General features: G+C 64.1%; 19 protein-coding genes. 16 read left to right on the forward strand and 3 right to left on the reverse strand.

What is annotated here, in order from left to right; translation table 11 throughout:
- Positions 1-142 precede the first annotated feature (142 nt).
- The 7 genes from LDJ84_RS06160 (at position 143) to LDJ84_RS06190 (ending at position 6,638) form a co-directional block, all read left to right on the forward strand.
- The gene (locus LDJ84_RS06160) at positions 143-826 is read left to right on the forward strand and encodes a response regulator transcription factor (RefSeq protein ID WP_024764087.1); all 684 of its coding nucleotides are present in this window, start codon (positions 143-145) and stop codon (positions 824-826) included.
- The gene (locus LDJ84_RS06165) at positions 816-2,090 is read left to right on the forward strand and encodes a sensor histidine kinase (RefSeq protein ID WP_024764088.1); all 1,275 of its coding nucleotides are present in this window, start codon (positions 816-818) and stop codon (positions 2,088-2,090) included. The genes LDJ84_RS06160 and LDJ84_RS06165 overlap by 11 nt, the downstream gene beginning before the upstream one ends.
- An 82-nt stretch (positions 2,091-2,172) precedes the next feature.
- Entirely contained in the window at positions 2,173-2,844 is a 672-nt protein-coding gene (locus LDJ84_RS06170; protein ID WP_024764089.1) for a class I SAM-dependent methyltransferase, read from the forward strand.
- Between the two features lie 3 nt (positions 2,845-2,847).
- Positions 2,848-3,552, forward strand: coding sequence for a lipopolysaccharide kinase InaA family protein (locus LDJ84_RS06175; RefSeq protein ID WP_024764090.1), 705 nt, complete (start codon positions 2,848-2,850; stop codon positions 3,550-3,552).
- On the forward strand, positions 3,549-3,773 hold the full coding sequence (locus LDJ84_RS06180; protein WP_024764091.1) for a hypothetical protein: 225 nt from the start codon (positions 3,549-3,551) through the stop codon (positions 3,771-3,773). Before LDJ84_RS06175 ends, LDJ84_RS06180 begins: the two co-directional genes overlap by 4 nt.
- A gap of 91 nt (positions 3,774-3,864) precedes the next feature.
- The gene (gene pncB, locus LDJ84_RS06185; RefSeq protein ID WP_024764092.1) at positions 3,865-5,064 is read left to right on the forward strand and encodes a nicotinate phosphoribosyltransferase; all 1,200 of its coding nucleotides are present in this window, start codon (positions 3,865-3,867) and stop codon (positions 5,062-5,064) included.
- A 95-nt stretch (positions 5,065-5,159) separates the two neighbouring features.
- Complete coding sequence (locus tag LDJ84_RS06190; protein ID WP_226046072.1) at positions 5,160-6,638, forward strand: helicase HerA-like domain-containing protein; 1,479 nt, start codon at positions 5,160-5,162, stop codon at positions 6,636-6,638.
- A 61-nt stretch (positions 6,639-6,699) separates the two neighbouring features.
- On the opposite strand, the gene LDJ84_RS06195 is transcribed toward LDJ84_RS06190, so the two are convergent.
- From LDJ84_RS06195 to LDJ84_RS30775, 3 genes are all read right to left on the reverse strand, one after another.
- Positions 6,700-8,589 (reverse strand): methyl-accepting chemotaxis protein, encoded by a 1,890-nt coding sequence (locus LDJ84_RS06195; protein ID WP_084358289.1) that lies wholly within the window; start codon positions 8,587-8,589, stop codon positions 6,700-6,702.
- A gap of 373 nt (positions 8,590-8,962) precedes the next feature.
- Positions 8,963-10,858 (reverse strand): methyl-accepting chemotaxis protein, encoded by a 1,896-nt coding sequence (locus LDJ84_RS06200; protein WP_170859172.1) that lies wholly within the window; start codon positions 10,856-10,858, stop codon positions 8,963-8,965.
- A 120-nt stretch (positions 10,859-10,978) separates the two neighbouring features.
- Entirely contained in the window at positions 10,979-11,197 is a 219-nt protein-coding gene (locus LDJ84_RS30775; RefSeq protein ID WP_318784715.1) for a Flp family type IVb pilin, read from the reverse strand.
- A 358-nt stretch (positions 11,198-11,555) separates the two neighbouring features.
- On the opposite strand from LDJ84_RS30775, the gene cpaB reads away from it, so the two are divergent.
- From cpaB to LDJ84_RS06255, 9 genes are all read left to right on the forward strand, one after another.
- A complete protein-coding gene (cpaB, locus tag LDJ84_RS06215) occupies positions 11,556-12,476 on the forward strand; it encodes a Flp pilus assembly protein CpaB (protein WP_037009155.1) in 921 nt (306 codons plus the stop codon).
- Between the two features lie 15 nt (positions 12,477-12,491).
- Positions 12,492-13,724 carry a type II and III secretion system protein family protein gene (locus LDJ84_RS06220; protein WP_024764098.1) on the forward strand — a complete coding sequence of 411 codons (1,233 nt, stop codon included), beginning with the start codon at positions 12,492-12,494 and terminating at the stop codon, positions 13,722-13,724.
- A gap of 65 nt (positions 13,725-13,789) precedes the next feature.
- Positions 13,790-14,974, forward strand: coding sequence for a type 4b pilus Flp biogenesis protein TadZ (tadZ, locus tag LDJ84_RS06225; protein WP_065083893.1), 1,185 nt, complete (start codon positions 13,790-13,792; stop codon positions 14,972-14,974).
- A complete protein-coding gene (gene tadA / locus LDJ84_RS06230; protein ID WP_024764100.1) occupies positions 14,971-16,224 on the forward strand; it encodes a type 4b pilus Flp biogenesis ATPase TadA in 1,254 nt (417 codons plus the stop codon). The genes tadZ and tadA overlap by 4 nt, the downstream gene beginning before the upstream one ends.
- Positions 16,221-17,105, forward strand: a complete 885-nt coding sequence (locus tag LDJ84_RS06235) for a type II secretion system F family protein (RefSeq protein WP_226046073.1) — start codon at positions 16,221-16,223, stop codon at positions 17,103-17,105. Before tadA ends, LDJ84_RS06235 begins: the two co-directional genes overlap by 4 nt.
- A gap of 10 nt (positions 17,106-17,115) precedes the next feature.
- Complete coding sequence (locus LDJ84_RS06240; RefSeq protein ID WP_051445611.1) at positions 17,116-18,021, forward strand: type II secretion system F family protein; 906 nt, start codon at positions 17,116-17,118, stop codon at positions 18,019-18,021.
- A complete protein-coding gene (locus LDJ84_RS06245) occupies positions 18,018-18,806 on the forward strand; it encodes a tetratricopeptide repeat protein (RefSeq protein WP_226046074.1) in 789 nt (262 codons plus the stop codon). The genes LDJ84_RS06240 and LDJ84_RS06245 overlap by 4 nt, the downstream gene beginning before the upstream one ends.
- 19 nt (positions 18,807-18,825) lie before the next feature.
- Positions 18,826-19,110 carry a DUF3613 domain-containing protein gene (locus tag LDJ84_RS06250; RefSeq protein WP_054906556.1) on the forward strand — a complete coding sequence of 95 codons (285 nt, stop codon included), beginning with the start codon at positions 18,826-18,828 and terminating at the stop codon, positions 19,108-19,110.
- A gap of 17 nt (positions 19,111-19,127) precedes the next feature.
- Complete coding sequence (locus LDJ84_RS06255; RefSeq protein ID WP_226046075.1) at positions 19,128-20,846, forward strand: pilus assembly protein TadG-related protein; 1,719 nt, start codon at positions 19,128-19,130, stop codon at positions 20,844-20,846.
- Positions 20,847-20,860: the final 14 nt, after the last annotated feature.

The following is a 20,860-nucleotide window of genomic DNA, read 5'->3' on the forward strand; positions in this document are numbered from 1 at the left end:
GATATCCAGCGCTACGAGCACGATGGACTCCGGGTGTGCGCTGCTATCTTGAGAATGCGATGAAGTGTGAAAAAACCGTCAAAGGCGCTTAAGTTCCATTTAAGCCAGTTAGGCTAGAGTGCTGTTCGCGAAAGGAGAGCACATGCGCATTCTGTTGGTTGAAGACAATCGGGACATTCTGGCCAATATGGCCGACTACCTGGGCCTGAAGGGCTACACGGTGGATTGCGCCCAGGACGGCCTGTCCGGATTGCACCTGGCGGCGACCTCCCATTACGACCTGATCGTACTGGACGTCATGCTGCCGGGGTTGGACGGTTTCACACTGTGCCGTCGGCTGCGCGAAGACGCGCGCCGCGACACGCCGGTGATCATGCTCACCGCCCGTGACCAGTTGGACGACCGCCTGCAGGGCTTCCGCTCGGGCGCCGACGATTACCTGCTCAAGCCCTTCGCGCTGTCCGAGCTGGCCGCTCGCATCGAAGCGGTGCTGCGCCGCAGCCAGGGTGGTGGTCGTCGCGAGTTGCAGGTCGCCGATCTGAGCTACAACCTCGATACCCTCGAAGTGAACCGTGCCGGCAAACCGCTGAAACTCAATCCCATCGGTCTCAAGCTGCTGGCGGTGCTGATGCAGAAGAGCCCGCACGTCGTGCGACGCGATGTGCTCGAGGAAGCCGTCTGGGGCGACGACTGCCCGGACAGCGACAGCCTTCGCAGCCACGTGCACCAGCTTCGCCAAGTGATCGACAAGCCCTTCGCATCCTCCCTGCTGCATACGGTCCACGGTGTCGGCTACAAGCTGGCAGAGGAAACGCATGGAGTATAAGCAGAGCCTTTCCCGCCGGATTGTCTTTGCCTTCGTACTCATGACCGCCGCCGTCGGCGGCCTGTTCTCGGTGGGAATCGTCGGCGTCGTTCACATCGTCGAGGAGCGCCTGATTTCCCGCGACCTGGGTGGCGAACTGGATCGCATCATCAATGAGGACCTGGGCAACGGCCAGGCTCCCAAGCTCGATCCGGGCATGCGTTTCTTCATCAGCGACGGCGTGGGCGTCTACGCCATGCCACCGGCACTGCGTCGGCTGGATGAGGGGTTCCACGAAGTCTTCGATGGGGAGTTGTCCTTCCATGCGCTGGCGCGCGATGTCGATGGTCGCCGCTTCGTCCTGCTGCAGGACCAGAGCGACTTCGAAGCACGCGAGCAGATTCTCTACGCGGCCGTGGTCACCGGCTATGTCCTGAGCCTGGCTTTGTCCGGGGTCCTGGGCTGGCTGCTGGCGCGCAAGGTCATGGAGCCGGTTGCACGCCTGGCGCGGCAGGTCCGGCATCGCGACCAGTTGCTCGAGCTGGCGCCGCCCATGTCGCCGGATTACGCCAACGACGAAGTGGGTGAGCTGGCGGCGGCTTTCGATTACGCCATGGGGCGGCTGCACGACGTGCTGACTCGGGAAAAGCTCTTCACCAGCGATGTCAGTCATGAATTGCGTACGCCACTGATGGTGATCGCCACCAGCTGCGAGCTGTTGGCAGAGGAGCCGGGGCTCAGCGCGCGGGCTCGTGCTCAACTGGCGCGCATGAACAGTGCCTGCGAGGAAATGCGCGATCTGGTGCAGACCTTCCTCATGCTGGCCAGGGCCCAGCGCAAGGACATGGCCATCGTTTCGCAGGCCGGGCTGCGGCAGATCGGGGATGAATTGGTAGCGCAGTGGCGCGGCCCGATCGAAGCGAAAGGTTTGACGCTGGTATACGAGGCGAACCAGGAGATGCCCGGGCAATTCAACGCGCCGTTCCTGCGCTCGGTGATGAGCAATTTATTGCGCAATGCCATGCATTACACCGAAAGCGGCAGCATCCGCTTACAACTTGGGCCTAACGGATTCTGGGTCGAAGACACCGGCGCCGGTATCCCGGAAGAACAGCGAGAACGAGTCTTCCAACCGTTCGTTCGAGGCCAGAACCCGCGTGGTGAGGGGCTTGGGCTCGGGTTGTCGCTGGTCAAGCGGATCTGCGCCTCCGAAGGCTGGGACGTCACGCTGCGTCCCGCGGAACCCCACGGCTGCCGCTTCGAAGTTCGCCTAGCCGTAGTTTGACAAAATCTTCACAAGTGCATGACCCGGCTGTGACAGGCTGATTTGTATCGTTCGCCCTGAATTCGGGAAAGGTAATAATCCGATGACTGAAAAACCCGTCAACCTGGAGTTCTCCCAGAAGTACGACCGCCAGCATGCGCAGCGTTATCTGCGCAAGCACCAGGCCGGACTGTCCCGGAAACTTTCCCATTGGCGCGATGTCCAGATAGCTCGCCAGGCACTCAAGCTTGCCGGCCAGCCTAACCTGGTACTCGACCTGCCGTGTGGCGCCGGACGCTTCTGGCCGATGCTGGCCGAGAAGGAGAACCGGGTGATCATCGGGGCGGACAATTCGCCTGACATGATCGCCGTGGCCTGCGCCGGTCAACCGAATGAGGTTGTAAAACGCGTTCGACCTTTGCAGACTTCGGCGTTTGCCATTGATCTGCCGGACAACGCCGTCGATAGCATCTTCTCGATGCGTCTGATGCACCACATCGGCGAATCTGATGATCGTTTGACGATGTTGCGCGAATTTCACCGCGTAAGTCGCGATTCAGTGATCCTGTCGCTGTGGGTCGATGGCAACTTCAAGTCCTGGAAACGCGCGCGCGCCGAGTCGACCCGCAAGAAACACGCCTACCAGAACCGCTTCGTGATTCCCGCCAAGACCATCGAGGCGGAGTTCCGCCAGGCCGGTTTCAAGGTCCAGGATCACATTGATTTCGTCCCGCTCATCCATATGTGGCGGGTCTACATTCTGCGTAAGGAGTGATGGATGGCCGTTGATCTGGCTTCGCTGCAGCAAATTTCCGGTGAGAACGCCATCGACCGTTGGCTCCAGGTGCCCGGCAAATGGGTCGAGGAACCCAACCGTCGGCGCGGCGGCGAAAGTGGCGTGCAGCGAGTCCTGACTTCCGACGGCCGTATGCTCTACCGCAAACAGCAGATGGGGCATATCTACCGTGACCTGCTGCATCCCTTCGGCTACCCGACCGCCATTCGCGAGCGCAACGCCCTCAAGGCGGCCGAGGCGCTGGGCGTTAAAGTGCCGACCCTGGTCTATGCCGGTTGCCGCAAGGTGGATGGCGAATGGCAGGCGCTGCTGGTGACCGAATCCCTGGATGGTTTTACCAGCCTCGAAGACTGTTACGCCCGCGGCGACCAGGATCGCTGGGGTGAAGCCCTGCACCAAAGAATTCTGCAACATTACGGCAGTACCCTTGCAAAACTTAACGCCGGCCGCTGGCAACACGGCTGCCTTTACCTCAAGCACGTGTTCGTGAAGGTGGACGGCGACAAGATCGAAGTGGCCCTGATTGACATGGAAAAAGCTCGCCAGCGCTTCAGCGCTCAGCGTGCTGCGCGTCATGATCTTCGCCAGGTGAAACGCCGCTCGTCGTGGACTGAGGCGCAATGGCAGGCCTTTGTCTATGGTTACCAAGCGGCGTTTGGCAGCGCCATCAAAGGGTTGCAGACATGAAGTTAGAAATTACGCGAGGTTTGCTCCTCGTTGGCGCGCTCGGGGTGGCAACCCTGGCGGCGGCGGCCTGGCATGAGCCGGGGCCTTCGGTCATCACCGGAAAAGGTGGCTTGGACAGCTGCCCCATCCCGCCCAACCTGCGCGCCAAGCAACAGGACATCCGCCCGGACGATGACCTGCTGCTTTTCCTCTTCGGGATGTCGCAGAGCAAAGCACGCTGATTTCTGATTCGAACTCAAAACCCCGCCTCGGCGGGGTTTTTTGTGGGCGGCCGGTTTAGACTGCCGGTTCGAAGCCTGCAATGAGACGAGCATGAGCGACAGCGCATTTTCCCGGCGGATCGTGCAGAACCTGCTGGATACCGATTTCTACAAGCTGAGCATGATGCAGGCAGTGCTGCACAACTACCCCAACGCCGAGGTGGAGTGGGAGTTCCGTTGCCGCAATGAAGAGGATCTGCGCTCCTATCTGGATCCGCTGCGCGAGCAGATCGAGCGCCTGGTGGAACTCTCCTTCGCGCCGCAGGACCTGGCCTTCCTCGAGCGCATCCCGTTCTTCAAGCCGGACTTCATCCGCTTCCTTGGCCTTTTCCGCTTCAACCCCAACTACGTCCGACTGGGTGTGGAGAATGAGGAGTTGTACCTGCGGCTCAAGGGCCCATGGCTGCACGTGATCCTCTTTGAAGTACCGCTGCTGGCGATCATCAGCGAAGTGCGCAACCGACATTGCCATCCGGGCGCCACGCTGACGATGGTCCGCGAGCGGCTGCAGGAAAAGTTCGACTGGTTGCGCGGGGAGGCCGGTGCGGAAGAACTGGCCGGCTTCAAGATGGCCGACTTCGGCACTCGCCGACGCTTCTCCTACCCGGTGCAGAAGGCGGTGGTGCGGGACTTGCGCGACGGCTTCCCGGGGCATTTCGTCGGCACCAGCAACGTTCACCTGGCGCGCGAGCTGGGCGTCAAGCCGCTGGGCACCATGGCGCACGAATGGCTGATGGCGCACCAGCAGCTCGGCCCTCGGTTGATCGACAGCCAGGCCGCCGCGCTGGACGCCTGGGTGCGCGAATACCGTGGACAACTGGGCATCGCCCTGACCGACTGCATCACCATGGATGCCTTCCTGGCGGACTTCGACCTGTACTTCGCCAAGCTCTTCGACGGCCTGCGCCACGACTCGGGCGACCCGCTGGAATGGGCGGAAAAGGCTATCCGGCACTACGAGCGGCTGGGCATCGACCCGCAGACCAAGACGCTGGTGTTCTCCGATGGCCTCAACCTGCCGCGTGCCCTGGAAATCTATCGCTCGTTACGCGAGCGCATCGACGTCAGCTTCGGCATCGGCACGCATTTCACCTGCGATGTGCCGGGCGTGCAGCCAATGAACATCGTGCTGAAGATGACCGCCTGCAATGGCCATCCGGTGGCGAAGATCTCAGACGCGCCAGGCAAGACCCAGTGCAAGGACGAGAACTTCCTTCACTACCTCAAGCACGTCTTCAAAGTACCGGGGTAGCCGATTGCGCGGCGCGCCGGGACGCGCCACTCTTGCTCAAGCACTCATCGCGACAGGCTTGCTGGCGCGACAGGCCCACTGAAGGGGAACAACGGATGTCAGCCACGAACGAACTCATCATCGGCGCGGGTCCCGACGGGCAGCCGGTCGGCCAGTCCTGGAAGCTCGCCAACCGCCACGGCCTGATCGCCGGCGCCACCGGCACCGGCAAGACGGTGACCCTGCAGCACCTCGCCGAGTCTTTCAGCGATGCGGGTATTGCGGTGTTCGCTGCGGACATCAAGGGCGACCTGTGTGGTATCGCCGCCGCCGGTAATCCCCAGGGCAAGGTGGCCGAGCGCATCGCCAGCATGCCGTGGCTGAACTACAAGCCCCAGGCCTACCCGGTCAGCATCTGGGACGTGGCCGGCAAGACCGGTCACCCGCTGCGCACCACGCTGTCGGAGATGGGCCCGCTGTTGCTGTCCAACCTGCTGGAACTGACCGAGAGTCAGCAGGCCGCGCTGTTCGCCGCGTTCAAGGTGGCTGATCGCGAAGGCCTGCTGCTGCTCGACCTGAAGGACCTCAAGGCGCTGCTCAACCACTTCAAGGAACACCCGGAAGTGCTCGGCGAAGACCGAGCGCTGTTCACCGCGGCTTCGTCCCAGGCGCTGCTGCGGCGCCTGGCGCTGCTGGAGCAGCAGGGTGCCGAGGACTTCTTCGGCGAACCGGCACTGCAACTCGAAGACCTGCTGCGCACCGAGGCCGATGGTCGCGGGCGCATCCACTTGCTGGATGCCAGCAAGCTGGTACACGACGCGCCCAAGGTCTATGCCACCTTCCTGCTCTGGCTGCTCGCCGAGCTGTTCGAACAACTGCCCGAGCGCGGCGATGCGGACAAGCCGATCCTCGCGCTGTTCTTCGACGAGGCGCACCTGCTGTTCAACGGCACGCCCAAGGCTTTGCAGGACCGCCTGGAGCAGGTGGTGCGGCTGATCCGCTCCAAGGGCGTGGGCGTGTACTTCGTCACCCAGTCGCCCAGTGACCTGCCGGACGACGTGCTGGCGCAACTGGGCCTGCGCATCCAGCACGGCCTGCGTGCCTTCACGGCCAAGGAGCAGAAATCCCTGCGCGCGGTGGCTGATGGCTTCCGCCCGAACCCGGCGTTCGACACCCTGAAGGTGCTCACCGAACTGGGCATCGGCGAGGCGCTGGTTGGTACGCTGGAAGAGAAGGGCACCCCTGCAATGGTCGAGCGCGTGGCCGTGGCGCCGCCGCAGTCGCGCATTGGCCCGTTGACCGGTGCCGAGCGTGCGGACGTCATCCGTCGCTCGCCGCTGGCCGGGCGTTATGACCAGCCGATCGACCGCGAGTCTGCCTACGAAAAGCTCACCGGCCGCGCCGAGGACAAGATGGCGCCGACCCAGGGGAAGGAAGAGAAGGGCACCGACTTCGGCGGTATGGCCGGCGAGATCCTCGGTTCCCTGGCCAGCCAGGTCAGCAAGACCGTGGTGCGCCAGGCGGCGAACCAGATCGGCCGGCAACTGGTGCGAGGGCTGATGGGCGCGCTGTTGGGCGGTAGCAAGCGGCGGTAGACCTCATTTCGATGCACACCCAAAAGGCGCCCGAAGGCGCCTTTCTTGTTTTCCGCTGCAGTCAGATGCGGAAGCTGTCCACCAGGTGGCGCAGGCGGCCGGCCTGGTTCTCCAGGTCGGCGCAGGCGCGCAGGGTGGCCTGCAGGTTCTCCACGCCTTCCTGGTTGAGGGTGTTGATCTCGGTGATGTCCATGTTCAGCGAGTCGACCACGGCGGTCTGCTCTTCGGTGGCTGTCGCCACGGACTGGTTCATCGAGTCGATCTCGCCGATGCGGTGGGTGACGCTGGCCAGGCGCTCGCCGGCGCGGTTGGCGATCTCCACGCTCTCCAGGCTATAGCGCTGACTTTCGGTCATGGTGTCCACGGCTTCGCGGGCGCCGACCTGCAGTTCCTCGATCATCTTCTGAATCTGCTGGGCCGATTCCTGGGCGCGGTGGGCGAGGTTACGGACCTCGTCCGCCACTACCGCGAAACCACGACCGGCTTCACCGGCACGAGCGGCTTCGATAGCAGCGTTGAGAGCCAGCAGGTTGGTCTGCTCGGAGATGCCTTTGATCACCTCCAGAATCTGCCCGATGTTCACCGTGCGGCTGTTCAGCGCCTCGATGTTGGCGCAGGCCGAGCTGATCTTGTCGGACAGCAGGTTCATTGCGCTGATGGTCTGTTCGACTACCTGGCGGCCGTCGCCGGCCTGGTGCGAAGCGTCGGTGGCGTGGTGCGAGGCGTCGGCGGCGTTACGGGCGATTTCCTGAGCGGCGGCGCCCAGTTCGTTGATCGCGGCGGCGACGCTGTTGGTGCGGTTGGATTGCTCGTCGGAGTTGCTCATGGAGGAGTTGGAGGCATTCACTACCAACTGCGAAACGTCGTGCAACTGGCGCGCGGTGGAGGCCACCTCACGGATGGATTCGTGAATACGTTCGACGAAGCGGTTGAAGGCATTGCCCAGTACGCCGAACTCGTCGTTGCTGGCGACCTTCAGGCGCTTGGTCAGGTCGCCTTCGCCCTGGGCGATGTCTTCCATGGCGCGGCCCATGGTGGTCAGCGGCTGCATCAGCACGCGGATCAGCATGCCCAGCAGGAGCAGGATGGCGACGATGGCGATGGCCGCGGCAACGATGGCCGAGGCGCGGAACTTGCTCAGCATGGAGTAGGCGGCGTCTTTGTCGATGGACAGGCCGATATACCAGTTCACCGACGGCAGGCCCTTCACCTGGGTGAAGCTGAGGATGCGCGTCTGGCCGTTGAGCTCGGCCTCGCTGAAGCCGCCGCCGATCTTCGGGGTGTTCTGCGGGTAGATGTCGGCCAGGGACTTCATGATGAAGTTCTTGTCCGGGTGCACCAGGATCTTGCCGTCGCCGCTGACCAGGAAGGCGTAGCCCATGCCGCTGAAGTCCAGCGAGTTGATGATCTGCACCAGGGTTTGCAGGCCAAGGTCACCACCGACCACTCCCAGGGTCTTGCCGCCGGCCCGGGCGGGGGTGGCGACGGTCATGATCAGTTCCTGGGTGGCGGCGTCGATGTACGGCTCGGTCAACGTGGTGCCGCCAGCGGCGACGGCATCCTTGTACCAGGGACGGGTGCGCGGGTCGTAACCGTCAGGCATGGCGCTGTTGGGGCGCATGGTGAAGGTGCCGTCTTCCTGGCCCAGGTAGGTGAAGTTGAAGGTCTTGCGCAGGGTGTCCTGTTCCAGCTGGGCGGCCAGGTGCTCCGGCGCGCTGTCGCGCGCCAGGGTCTGGGCGGTGCTCTCGATCAGCAGGATCCGGCCGCTGAGCCAGTTCTGGATGTTGCTGGCGCTCACGTCACCCATTTCCCGCAGGTAATCCTCGAGGTCTTCGCGGATCGCGTTGCGCTGCAGGTAGTCGTTGTAAAGGGTGAAGAGGGCGAATGCCGAGAAAACCACAAGAGAAGCGGCCAGGAGGATCTTATGGCTGAATTTCAGGCTCTTGATCATGCTGCGTCGAGTCCGGAAGTAGAGGGATGCCAGAACGGCGTTGGTCCGGGGCGACAGGTCCGATGTCGCCGCAGGGCGCCCGTTCCCGTGGTGTGAAACGGACGGCGCCGGCACGGCGGGTAGCCGGGCGGGCTTGGCCGGAACTCCCTTGTCCCGGCAGTGAAGACAGGCCCGGTTTGTTGGTTGCTATCAAAGGCCTTCACCCTTGATTTCGGCGTGGTCGGGGGAAGCTTGAAAGAGTCGGACGAACGGTAGGTGTGGCTCTGTGGCGGGTGTTTCAGTGGTGATACAGGTGGTGGCAGGCCTCCTGCAGGAGCGAGCTTGCTCGCGAACAAAAAAGGCGCCCGTAGGCGCCTTTTTCGTTTCGCCGTAATCAGATGCGGAAGCTGTCCACCAGGTGGCGCAGGCGGCCGGCCTGGTTCTCCAGGTCGGCGCAGGCGCGCAGGGTGGCCTGCAGGTTTTCCACGCCTTCCTGGTTCAGCGTGTTGATCTCGGTGATGTCCATGTTCAGCGAGTCGACCACGGCGGTCTGTTCCTCGGTGGCGGTGGCGACCGACTGGTTCATCGAATCGATCTCGCCGATGCGGTGGGTCACGCTGGCCAGGCGTTCGCCGGCGCGGTTGGCGATCTCCACGCTTTCCAGGCTGTAGCGCTGGCTTTCGGTCATGGTGTCCACGGCTTCACGGGCGCCGACCTGCAGCTCCTCGATCATCTTCTGGATTTCCTGCGCGGACTCCTGGGCGCGGTGCGCCAGGTTGCGCACTTCATCCGCCACCACGGCAAAGCCACGGCCGGCTTCACCGGCGCGGGCGGCTTCGATGGCGGCGTTGAGGGCCAGCAGGTTGGTCTGCTCGGAGATGCCTTTGATCACTTCCAGAATCTGGCCGATGTTCACCGTACGGCTGTTCAGCGCCTCGATGTTGGCGCAGGCCGAGCTGATCTTGTCGGACAGCAGGTTCATTGCGCTGATGGTCTGTTCGACTACCTGGCGGCCGTCGCCGGCCTGGTGCGAAGCGTCGGTGGCGTGGTGCGAGGCGTCGGCGGCGTTACGGGCGATTTCCTGGGCGGCGGCGCCCAGCTCGTTGATCGCGGCGGCGACGCTGTTGGTGCGGTTGGATTGCTCGTCGGAGTTGCTCATGGAGGAGTTGGAGGCATTCACTACCAGCTGCGAAACGTCGTGCAGGCTGCGCGCGGTCGAAGCCACTTCGCGGATCGACTCGTGGATACGCTCCACGAAGCGGTTGAAGGCGTTGGCTAGCACGCCGAATTCGTCATTGCTGGCAACTTGTAGACGCTTGGTCAGGTCGCCGTCGCCTTGGGCGATGTCCTGCATGGCGCGACCCATGTCGGTCAGCGGCGCCATCAGCACGCGGATCAGCATGCCCAGCAGGAACAGGATGGCGACGATGGCGATCACGGTGGCGATGATCGCGGTGTTACGGAAGTCGCTCAGCATTGCGTAAGCGGAGTCCTTGTTAAGCACCAGCGCAACGTACCAGGTCACGCCCGGCAGGCCTTTCACCGGGGTCATCGACACCAGTTGCTCCTCGCCGTTGATGCTGACTTCCTGCACACCCGGCTGCACCTTTGGCGCACCTTGCGGGTAGACCTCGCCGAGGGATTTGAAGATCAGGCTGCTGTCCGGGTGCAGGAGAATCTTGCCGGCGTCGCTGACCAGAAAGGCGTAGCCGTCGCCGTCGAATTTCAGCGAGTTGATGATCGCGGTGATGGTTTCCAGCTTCATGTCGCCGGCGGCCACACCCACCAGTTGGCCGTTGCGCATGACCGGCATGGACATGGCGAGGATCTGCTCGTTGGTGCCGGCATCGAGGAAGGGCTCGGTGACGATCAGCCGGCCGGCGGCCACGGCGTCCTTGTACCAGCCGCGGGTGCGCGGGTCGTAGCCATCGGGCATCGGCGCGTAGGGGCGCATGGTGAACACGCCACTGGCGGCTTCGCCCAGGTAGACGGACTCAAAGTTCTTCTGGAACACCTGCTGCTCCAGCACATGCTGGATGCGCTCGGGCGTCGGCTCGCCATCGGCCAGCTGCGCGGCTTCGGCCTCGACCAACTGGATGCGGCCTTCCAGCCAGCTCTGGATGTTGCTGGCGGTCAGGCTGCCGACTTCGGTGAGATAGGACTCGGTGTCGGAGTGGATCGCCTCGCGCTGGCGGAAGTCGTTGAAGAGGATGAAGCAGGCGAAGGCGAAGGTGACGACGAGGGAGGCTGCCAGGAGGATCTTCCTGGAGAAGGACAGCGAGCGAAGCATGGGGAAAGCATCCTGCAGGTGGAACAAGGGTTAGGCAGGATGTATCGGCTGTCTAGCGCGGGACTTTAGAAGATTAATAGGGCCGAAGGGAGATCCTGCCCCCTTCGGCTTGTTATCTCGTCACGGAGTGCTGGCACCACTCAGAGCTTCCTGCACTGCTTCCATGAGTTCCTTGACCTTAGCTCCAATGGGAGTCGCAGCCGTAAGGAGTGCGATGGAAATCAGCCCGGCGATAACGGCGTATTCAATAGCGGTAGCGCCCTCGCGGTTCGCTAGGAAGGACTTGAATCTGCAAAAAAGGTTCAGCGGAAGTTCTTTTATAAAATCTCTAATTTCCATGGCTCATGCTCCGTGCACGCCCGACTACCAACAGGGCGGTTGCCCTGACTTCATCGTCAGGCTAGGCGCAGTGTGGCCGAATGCAATTGATCAAATAGCGCTAATACCAAAGTTATAGTTACGGATAAGTATAACTAACTGGAGATTGGAAATTTGCAGTTAGCATTTGACGCTATTACCGCAGCTACTAAATTCTGCTTTGGAACAAGTAGAGCCTGATTATCAGGAAAGGTTCTTATCGAACTTTCCTGTTCGGCCGAAATAACAATAAAGGTCTGAAGGATGTACTCCGGCAGGCATTTGTTTCGCGGAGTCGGGCCGGCGGCACGACTTCCCACTTGTGCACAAGGATGGGTTCATGAATAGCAAGGTGCTGATGGTATTCGCCGGGCTGTTGTTGGTGTGCGCAGGGGTAGTGGGTTACCTCGGGCTACAGATCGGCAAGCCGGCTCAGCCGGCAGTGGGTGTGGTCCAGGACATGGCGCCCGCGGCAGTGGCCGAGGCCGACAAGCTGCAACGCACGCCGGTGGTCGTCGCCGCACGCGATCTGCCGGCGCTGGCGGTCATCGGCAAGGAAGATCTGGCCGTCGAGCAGCTGCGCACCGCGCCCAGTGGAAGTTTCCCCAAGCCTGAAGCGCTGATCGGCCAGCGCGTCTGGGTTGCGGTGCCGGCCGGCAGCATCATTTCCTCATCGATCACCGAACCGGGCGGGCCGCTGGCGCGGACTATCCGCCCTGACGAGCGCGCCATGGCCATCGCGGTAGACGAAGTCATCGGCGGCGGCGGCTTTGTCCTGCCCGGCGACTATGTCGATGTGATGCTCTTCGTCCAGGACCAGCAGACCGGCGAGCGCAACGTCAGCGCCCAGGTGGTGCTGCCCGGCGTGCGCGTGCTCACCTACGGCGAGCAGATTGCCGTGGCGAAGGATGGCCAGGCGCGCAACGCCGGCGACTCCAAGGACCAGACTCCGCGCCCGCCGCGCACTGCCGTGCTGGCCGTGCCGGCCGAGGCCACCTCTCGGCTGATGCTGGCCAGCCAGGCCGGCTCATTGCGCCTGGCAGTGCGCAGCAAGGACGAAAAGCTCTACGAGAAGGAACAGGAGGGCCGCTACCTCCAGGCCTCCCTGGGAACGGGCAGCAGCCAGCCGATCACCCTCGAACAACTGATCGGCAAGCCGCGGCCGACCACGGCGCCTGCCACTCGCCAGATTTCCGCGCCGGCGGTGAGCCAGGGCGTGGTGGTCTATCGCGGTACCGAAGTCACCCGTGAAGCACATTGAGCAAGGAGTGCATCGATGTCCAAGCGCTTCATTCTGTCCCTCGCCGCCCTGCTGGCCTGCGCCGCTCACTCCACTGCGCAGGCCGTGCCCAGCGCCTGCGCCGGGCTTGCCGGCCAGCAGCTGAATCTCGATGTGGAGCAGGGCGCCCAGCGCGACCAGCAGCTCCCGGTGCCGATCAAGCGCCTGGCCATCGGCGACCCGAACATCGCCGACGTGCAGGTGCTGGACAAGCGTGACTTCCTCATCACCGGCAAGGCCGAAGGCCTGACCAGCCTGCTGATCTGGACTACCTGCGGCGACCAGCCGCTGCGCAGCGTGGTGCGCGTGGGCGGCCGTGCCGTCGGCGATGTCGCCGGTGCAGCGGGCATGGCCGCCGGCGGCCTGCCCAACCAGGTGCAGACCGACATCCGCTTCGTCGAAGTCAGCCGCAGCAAGCTCAAGCAGGCCAGTACCTCGCTGGTGCGGCGTGGTTCCAACACCTTTGTACTCGGTGCGCCGGGCAGCCTGGGAAACCTCGAGGTTGGCGTCGACGGCGGCCTGGGCGGCAACTTCGGCACCAACCAGAGCGGCTTCAACATCATCTGGGGCGGTGGCAGCAGCAAGTGGCTGGGCTTCATCAATGCCCTGGAAGGCAGCGGCTTCGCCTACACCCTGGCGCGCCCCAGCCTGGTCGCCACCAGCGGACAGAGCGCATCGTTCCTGGCCGGGGGCGAGTTCCCGATCCCGGTGCCCAATGGCGATAACAACAACATCACCATCGAGTACAAGGAATTCGGCGTGCGCCTGACGCTGACGCCCACGGTGATGAACGACAAGCGCATCGCCCTGAAGGTCGCCCCCGAGGTCAGCGAGCTGGACTTCTCCAACGGCATCCGCACCGCCGACATCACCGTGCCGGCACTCAACGTCCGCCGCACCGACACCAGCGTGATGCTCGCCGACGGCGAGAGCTTCGTGATCAGCGGCCTGATCAGCAGCAACACCATCAGCAACATCGACAAGTTTCCGTTCCTGGGCAGCATCCCGGTGATCGGCGCGCTGTTCCGTTCCTCGAACCTGGACAAGGACGACCGCGAACTGCTGATGATCGTCACCCCGCACCTGGTCCAGCCGCTGGCCGCCAATGCTGCACTGCCGACCCTGCCAGGCGAGGGCCTGCGCAACTATGACCCGGGCTTCGCGGAGTTCTACTTCCTCGAAGACGGCCGGTTCGACCGGCGCAAGGCCAACAGCGGGATGTCGCGCTGATGGATACCTACGAAGCGCTGACCCGCCACAGAGCGGGAGGCAAGGCAAAGCAAGGGAGCATGGGCATGAGTCAGACGTTCGTGGCACTGATCCAGCATCCTGGCGAGCAGGAATGGTTGCAGAGCAGCCTGGCCGGGTGCGGGCAGGTGGTTCTGGCCAACAGTGGAACCCTGGAAGAGTTGTTGTCGCTGCTGGACGTCACCGGCGCGACGGTGCTCTTCACCAGCCTGAACAAGGCCAATCTGGTTGCCCAGGGTTCGTTGATCGAGGGGCTGGTTTCCGCGCGTCCGCTGCTGTCGGTCGTGGCCGTCGGCGATGGCCTGGACAACCAGCTGGTGCTCGCCGCCATGCGCGCTGGCGCAAGGGATTTCGTCACCTACGGTGCCCGCGCCAGCGAGCTGAGCGGGCTGGTCCGGCGTCTTGGTGGGCGCCTGCCCACGGTACCGGTGAGTGCCACCCAGCAGGGCGAGCTGATCAGCCTGGTCAGCGCCCGGCCCGACGCCGACGGCGCCTTCGTCGCCCTGCACCTGGCGCTGGCGCTGCAACGCCAGCCCGAGCACCGTGTGCTGCTGGTGGACATCGGCCAGCCTACCGGAGAAGCGCTGGCCATCCTCGGCATGGAGCCGGCCTTCACCTTCGCCGACGCCATGCGTAACCTGCGGCGCCTCGACCAGACGCTGATCGACAGCGCCTTTACCCGCCACGAATCAGGGCTGCGGGTGCTGAGCCTGTCCGACGAGCCCGGCGTGCTGGAGCGCGTCACCACGGCCGAGCTGTACCTGCTGCTGGGCAACCTGCGCAGCGCGTTCAGCCACATTCTGGTCAACCTGACGGGCGTTGCCGAGGGCGAATTGAGCTCGCAGTTGCTTGGCCAGGCCAACCGCGTGCTGTGGCTGGTGGACCAGAGCGTGCCGTCCTGCAAGAAGGGGCTGGAGCGCCTTCGTCGCTTGCGTGAGCGCAGCCCGATGCTGCCACGCATGGAGCTGCTGATCGAACGCTACTGGCCCTCGGTGCCGCCGGATGCGCCGGCGCTGGGCAAGATGTTCGGGCTGGAACTGTTCGGTGTGCTGCCGGCATCCCCCGAAGCGCGCCTGCGTTCGAAGAATGTCGGCCAGAGCCTGTTCGAGCTGTCGCCGCGCGATCCGCTGACGGTCAAGCTGCGTGACCTCGCCGAGGGACTGGGCGCCGGCGTCGTGGAGAAACGCGGCCTGTTCGGCTGGATCGGTCGCGCCAGGGCCGTGCGCCCATGACCCAGCATTACGGCGGCAGCGGCCACGGCGCAAACCACGACCGGGATCTGCAGGCGCTGAAGATGCGCCTGCACCGCTACATCATCGACGAGATTGACGAAGACGGCATGAACCTGCTGGAGGGCGCGCGGCCGGCGGTGGCGCAGTACGTCTCCGAGAAGGTCAGCGAATATGCTGCGCGCCGCCAGCTGGCGATCTCCCGCTATGAACTGGACCGCCTCGCCGAAGAGGTGGTGGACGAGCTGACCGGCTTCGGCCCGCTGGAAATCCTCCTGCGCGATCCGGGCATCTCGGAAATTCTGGTCAACGGCCCCGACCGCGTGTTCATCGAGCACGAAGGCCGGCTGTACCAGAGTGACCTGCGCTTCATCGACGACCACCACGTGCAGCGCGTGATACAGCGCATCCTCGCGCCGCTGGGCCGGCGCCTGGACGAGTCCAGCCCGATGGTGGACGCGCGCCTGCCCGATGGCAGCCGGGTCAACGCCATCATCCCGCCGGTGGCGCTGGACGGTCCGTGCCTGTCGATCCGCAAGTTCAGCAAGGACCTGCTCAAGAGCGCCGACCTGCTGGGCTACCAGAGCGTCAACGAGGAGATGCTGGCGTTCCTCCGCCAGGCCGTGGCGAGCCGTTGCAACATCCTCATCAGCGGCGGCACCGGCACCGGCAAGACCACGCTGCTCAACGTCATGAGCAGCTTCATCGACGAGCGTGAGCGCATCGTCACCATCGAAGACACCGCCGAGCTGCAACTGGGCCACGACCACGTGGTACGCCTGGAAACCCGCCCGCCGAATGCCGAGGGTTTCGGCGAAGTCACCGCCCGCGACCTCATCCGCAACGCCCTGCGGATGCGCCCGGACCGCATCATTCTCGGCGAAATCCGCGGCGTGGAAGTACTTGACGTGCTGCAGGCGATGAACACCGGCCACGACGGTTCGATGAGTACGGTGCACGCCAACTCGGCCATGGATTCGCTGCTGCGCCTGGAAATGCTCGTCGGCCTCACTGGCCAGCGCGTGCCGGAGCAGACCCTGCGGCAGATGCTCTGCTCGGCGCTGGATGTCGTCGTGCAGATCACCCGCCTGTCCAACGGCCGCCGCTGCATCAGCGAGATACTCGAAGTGCTGGAAGTGCGCGATGGCGTCTACGTCACCAACTCGCTGTTCAGCCTGGATCGGCGCGGCACCGGGCAGTTCGTCCGTACCGCCCAGCCGAGCGGGCTGAAATTCCGCCAGGTGCTGTTGTGAATGGCGCGCTCTGGCTGATTCTCGCCAGCCTGGCGCTGGCGGCGATCGGCGTCGTGCTCAGTGGCATGAGCTGGCGCGCGCGGCACAACGAGCAGGTGATGCGTCGCTTGAGCGGCGAGCCCATCGTGCAGAGCGGACGTGGCCGCAGCAGCCACTGGCTGGCGCGACGCCTGCGCCGCGCAGGCATCGCCGACATGCGTATCTGGCTGCTGGGCGCGGCCCTGGCGGCGTTCCTGCTGGGGGTGCTGTGCGAGCGCATCCTCGGGCCAGTCGGCCTCCTGTGCGGCGTCGGCCTGGCCCTGGCGGGTTTCCACATCCTGCTCAACGCGCTCTACCAGCGCAGGTTGCAGAAGATGATCCGGCAGATGCCCAATTTTCTCGACCAGGTGGTGCGCAGCCTGCACTCGGGCCGCACCCTGGGCGATGCCATCTCCCAGGCGGTCAGTGCCGCCGACGATCCGCTGCGGGAAATCTTCTCGCTGGTCACCCATCACGTTCAGTTGGGCATCAGCCTGCCCGAGGCGCTGCAGGAAGTCGCCGAGCTCTACGACGTGGAGGAGTTGCACGTGTTTTCCCTGGGCGTCGCGGTGAACCACCGCTACGGCGGCAACACCACCGACCTGCTGGAAAACATCATCAAGGTCATCCACGAGCGCGAGAAGCTCAGCCGCCAGCTGCGCGCCATGACCGGCGAAACGCGCCTTAGCGCCTTCGTGCTGGCGGTGCTGCCGATCAGCCTGGGCGGCTACATCCTGTTCACCAACCCGGGCTACCTGATGAACATGTGGCTCGACAGCGGCGGCCGCTGGATGCTGCTGACGTCCCTCGGCCTGCAGGTGCTGGGCGTCTACATGCTCTGGCGCATGCTCAAGAGCATATGAGGAGTTCGCCATGCCACTGATGTACGGCCTGATGGCGCTGATCCTGCTGCTGGCGGCGATCCTGCTGATGCTCTCGCAGAGCCGCGCGGCGGGGCGCGAACAACGACTGATCGAGCAGCGCCTGGGCGGCCAGCCGCTGCCGCGTTCCGGTAATCGCGTGGCGGACCTGTTCGACCGCCTCGGCAGCAGCGGGCTGGGCAAGCGCCTGCACCTGCGCGACGAGGAAGTCCGCGTGCTGCTGCACCAGGCCGGCTGGAGCGGCAGCACGCCGCGCAGCGTCTACCTGATGACCCTGATCGCCTGCCCGTTCGTGCTGATGGGGATCACCATCGTCTACCTCGCCATGCAGGGCCACGCCGCTACCTCGCCGGTGGTGCCGCTGCTGTTCGCCGCGGGCATCGGCTTCCTGCTGCCCAAACGGGTGCTGGCCTATCTCGCCGAGAAGCGCCGGACGCGCCTGGCTGGCGAAGTGATCCTGTTCATCCAGCTGATCCGCATCCTCTTCGACTCCGGCCTGACCGTCGAGCAGAGCCTGCGGGTGGTCTGCCGCGAAGGAAGGAACATCGTCCCGGTGCTGGCCTCGGAGCTGGAAACCGTGCTGGCCCACACCGACAGCGGCCTGGAGCTGGCCGAAGAGCTGGAGCAACTGAGCCGCCGCCTGATGGTCGGTGAGCTGACCGACTGCTGCAACGTGCTGCGGCAGATGGTGCGCCAGGGTGGCAGCGCGCGCAGCTCGTTGCTCACGCTCAAGCAATTGTTCGAGGACCGCCGTCTGACTGCCCTGCAGGAAAAGGTCAGCAAGCTGTCGGCGAAGATGAGCCTGGTGATGATGGTGCTGTTGTTCCCGGCACTGCTGATCATCCTCGCCGGGCCCGGGTTCCTCGCCATTACCAAGGCCATGGGGGGTATGGGATGAGAAATGCCTGCGCGATCGGACTGTTGAGCCTGGCGCTCGGCGGTTGCGCCAACTTCGACACGCTGGGCGGCCCGACCGTCGGCCAGCGTTGCGACGAGAACCTGGGCCAGTCGGTGGAACTGCAGCTCAATCTGGCTCGCGAAATGCTCGACAACGGCCGCGCCCACGCTGCGCTGGCCAACCTCGAAACCCTGCCGCCGAACTCGCTGGAAGTGCGCGAAAGCAAGGCCCTGGCCCTGCGTCGTATCGGCGACCCCAAGGCGCGGATCGTCTATGAAGGCCTGCTCGGTACCTGCAAAACCGCCGAGGCCCACCATGGCCTGGGGCAGATCGCCATGCGTGCCGGCAATACCGTGGAGGCCGAGCGCGAGTTGCGCGAAGCGGCACGCCTGCAGCCTACCGACAGCGCTCTGCGCAATGACCTGGGTTACGTCCTGCTGCGCCGTGGCGAGCTGGAGAAGGCGCGTTTCGAATTCATCACCGCTATGGAACTGGACGAGCACGACAAGCTGCCGGCGACCAACCTGCTGAGCCTGATGTTCATGCAGGGCGAGACTCCCGAGGCGACTCGCCTGATCCAGAGCGTCGGCCTGTCGGCCGAGCAGGTGCGTGAAGCGCAGGATCAGGCGCGTGACCTGGGACATGGCAGCCCGGCAAGCCAACCCAAGGTGGAGGCGGACACCGTCAGTTACGTGGACGAGCCCGTCGTCGATGCGCATCCGGCGCTGGCCGACTCTACGCCCGCCGTGGCGCACGATGCGAAGTTGCTGTTCAAGGCTCGCTGAGGCGAGCAGGGAGGATGCGATGAAGGCATGGATTCTGGTCGGCGCCCTGCTGGCTGCGCCGATGATGACGCTGGCCGCCGAACGCGCAGCGGTACCCACCAAGGCGGGCACCACGGCCCGCGATCAGCAGGAAGTTCTCAGCTGGCTGGAGTTGCAGTCCAGTGGGCGCGCCGCCTCGGCCAATCACCAGAGTGCGACGCCAGCCGAGCGTGACCGCGCCTACCAGCGCTACCTGAAGAGCTATACCCGCGAAATCCCCGAGTATCTGCTCGACGACAACAGCTTCAGCACCGACAAGAAGTAATCCTTCGGGAGCGTGCCATGGGACGCGAACGGCAGCGGGGCGCGATTGGAGTCATGGCGGCCGGCACCTTGTTGCTGGCGCTGATCTGCCTGGCGCTGGTGATCGACACCGGGCGTTTGTACTACGAGCAGCGCAAGTTGCAGCGTGTGGCAGATATGGCAGCGCTGGAGGCTGCCACTCAGGGCGGCATGTGCGGTGTCGCCAATGCCAACCTTACGGAACTGTCGCACGCGAGTGCCGCAAAGAATGGCTTCGTTCCCGGCTCAGGGGATTCGCTTAGTGCGCAGCTGGGCTCTGTGACGTTCGATGATCGATACGGTGGCAAGGATTCGGGCCGGACCTTCAGCCCTGGCGGAGACATGGCTGATGCCGTGCAGGTCCGGGTGACGCACTCGGTTCCGTCGAGTCTGGTGCTGAATGTGGCGGCCGTGTTCAGCGACCTTCCTACGCAAACAGAACTGACCGCCCAGGCGGTGGCGCGGCGCACGGCGATGGCAGGACTGTCGGCGGGGACCGAACTGGCTAACCTCGATAGCTCGCAGTCGTTGTTGTTGAATAACCTGCTCAATTCGCTGTTGGGCAGCAATCTGTCGTTGAATGCGCTGGGTTATAAGGGGCTGGCCAATGCCAATCTCAGTCTGCTTGAGCTTTCCGACAATCTTCGAGCGGCGGGGATCAACGTCGAGGCGGGCAGCGTGGATTCCCTGTTGGGTGCGCAAGCCAGTCTGGCCCAGCTGCTTGGCGCGACGGTGGATGCCATTGACCCATCCCAGGTGCTCGACCTGGATACCTCGCTGCTCCGCAGCCAATTGATCACCGGCGGTATCAAGCAGGCTAGCGTGACACTGGGCAGCATCCTGACTGTGATCGCGCCGGACTCCGTGCGCGACCAGGCGTTGCAGGGAACGGTCAACGCGCTGGATCTGATCACCGCGCTGGCCATGGTGGCGAACAAGCAGCATGCCGTCACTCTGGGGGCGGATATCAACCTGGGTGGGCTGCTAGGGGCGACCGTAAAACTCTGGATCGTGGAGCCGCCGCAGATCGCCTTCGGTTATCCGGGCAAGGCCAGCAATGGACAGTGGCGCACGCAGGTGCATACCGCTGCGTTGCGCACCAGCGTGGAGGCGGCGGCCGGTATTCCAGGAGTTCTCGATGTGAATCTGGGCTTGGCGGTGGACGTCGCGCAGGGAACAGCTGCACTGGACACCATCGCATGCGGTGGTGTTGGCCAGCCCGTAGACGTCTCGGTGAACGCATTGCCGGGCATCGCACGCTTGCAACTGGGGAAATATGCCGACCCCAAGACCGGAGTGGTCTCGCCTATTTCAGTCAATGTCCTCAGCGGTCTGGTCAAGCTGGATGTGTCGGCCACCGGAGTGGTTGGCGGTGCCACGGGAACGACCTTGAAATACAAGGTGACCAAGCCATCGGACCTTCCCTCTGAAGACAAGTCGGCGAGCAGTTCTCTGGGGAGTTCGCTCGACAATGCCCTGACAACGCTGGCGTCATCGATCAAGGTCACGCCGACGATTCTTGGGCTGGATCCGCTAGGGCTGATTGGGGCGACCCTGGGTGGCCTGGTCAGCAGCCTGCTGACGCTGCTGAAACCGGCGATTTCGGCGCTCGGGCACGTTGTGCTGGACCCGCTGTTGCATTTGCTGGGCGTCAGCCTGGGAGTCATCGATGTACGCCTGATCGACCTCCAGACCGGCGGGGCCGAGCTGCTGATCTGAAGGTCGTCAGGAGC

This window comes from Pseudomonas sp. HS-18, assembly GCF_020401845.1.
GTDB classification, from domain to species: domain Bacteria; phylum Pseudomonadota; class Gammaproteobacteria; order Pseudomonadales; family Pseudomonadaceae; genus Pseudomonas; species Pseudomonas nitroreducens.

What these genes read in the sequence shown, in the direction of transcription:
- LDJ84_RS06160 (WP_024764087.1), top strand. Translation starts at nt 143, where the DNA reads ATGCGCATTCTGTTGGTTGAAGACAATCGGGACATTCTGGCCAATATG.
- LDJ84_RS06165 (WP_024764088.1), top strand. Translation starts at nt 816, where the DNA reads ATGGAGTATAAGCAGAGCCTTTCCCGCCGGATTGTCTTTGCCTTCGTA.
- LDJ84_RS06170 (WP_024764089.1), top strand. Translation starts at nt 2,173, where the DNA reads ATGACTGAAAAACCCGTCAACCTGGAGTTCTCCCAGAAGTACGACCGC.
- LDJ84_RS06175 (WP_024764090.1), top strand. Translation starts at nt 2,848, where the DNA reads ATGGCCGTTGATCTGGCTTCGCTGCAGCAAATTTCCGGTGAGAACGCC.
- LDJ84_RS06180 (WP_024764091.1), top strand. Translation starts at nt 3,549, where the DNA reads ATGAAGTTAGAAATTACGCGAGGTTTGCTCCTCGTTGGCGCGCTCGGG.
- pncB (WP_024764092.1), top strand. Translation starts at nt 3,865, where the DNA reads ATGAGCGACAGCGCATTTTCCCGGCGGATCGTGCAGAACCTGCTGGAT.
- LDJ84_RS06190 (WP_226046072.1), top strand. Translation starts at nt 5,160, where the DNA reads ATGTCAGCCACGAACGAACTCATCATCGGCGCGGGTCCCGACGGGCAG.
- LDJ84_RS06195 (WP_084358289.1), bottom strand. Translation starts at nt 8,589, where the DNA reads ATGATCAAGAGCCTGAAATTCAGCCATAAGATCCTCCTGGCCGCTTCT.
- LDJ84_RS06200 (WP_170859172.1), bottom strand. Translation starts at nt 10,858, where the DNA reads ATGCTTCGCTCGCTGTCCTTCTCCAGGAAGATCCTCCTGGCAGCCTCC.
- LDJ84_RS30775 (WP_318784715.1), bottom strand. Translation starts at nt 11,197, where the DNA reads ATGGAAATTAGAGATTTTATAAAAGAACTTCCGCTGAACCTTTTTTGC.
- cpaB (WP_037009155.1), top strand. Translation starts at nt 11,556, where the DNA reads ATGAATAGCAAGGTGCTGATGGTATTCGCCGGGCTGTTGTTGGTGTGC.
- LDJ84_RS06220 (WP_024764098.1), top strand. Translation starts at nt 12,492, where the DNA reads ATGTCCAAGCGCTTCATTCTGTCCCTCGCCGCCCTGCTGGCCTGCGCC.
- tadZ (WP_065083893.1), top strand. Translation starts at nt 13,790, where the DNA reads ATGAGTCAGACGTTCGTGGCACTGATCCAGCATCCTGGCGAGCAGGAA.
- tadA (WP_024764100.1), top strand. Translation starts at nt 14,971, where the DNA reads ATGACCCAGCATTACGGCGGCAGCGGCCACGGCGCAAACCACGACCGG.
- LDJ84_RS06240 (WP_051445611.1), top strand. Translation starts at nt 17,116, where the DNA reads ATGCCACTGATGTACGGCCTGATGGCGCTGATCCTGCTGCTGGCGGCG.
- LDJ84_RS06245 (WP_226046074.1), top strand. Translation starts at nt 18,018, where the DNA reads ATGAGAAATGCCTGCGCGATCGGACTGTTGAGCCTGGCGCTCGGCGGT.
- LDJ84_RS06250 (WP_054906556.1), top strand. Translation starts at nt 18,826, where the DNA reads ATGAAGGCATGGATTCTGGTCGGCGCCCTGCTGGCTGCGCCGATGATG.
- LDJ84_RS06255 (WP_226046075.1), top strand. Translation starts at nt 19,128, where the DNA reads ATGGGACGCGAACGGCAGCGGGGCGCGATTGGAGTCATGGCGGCCGGC.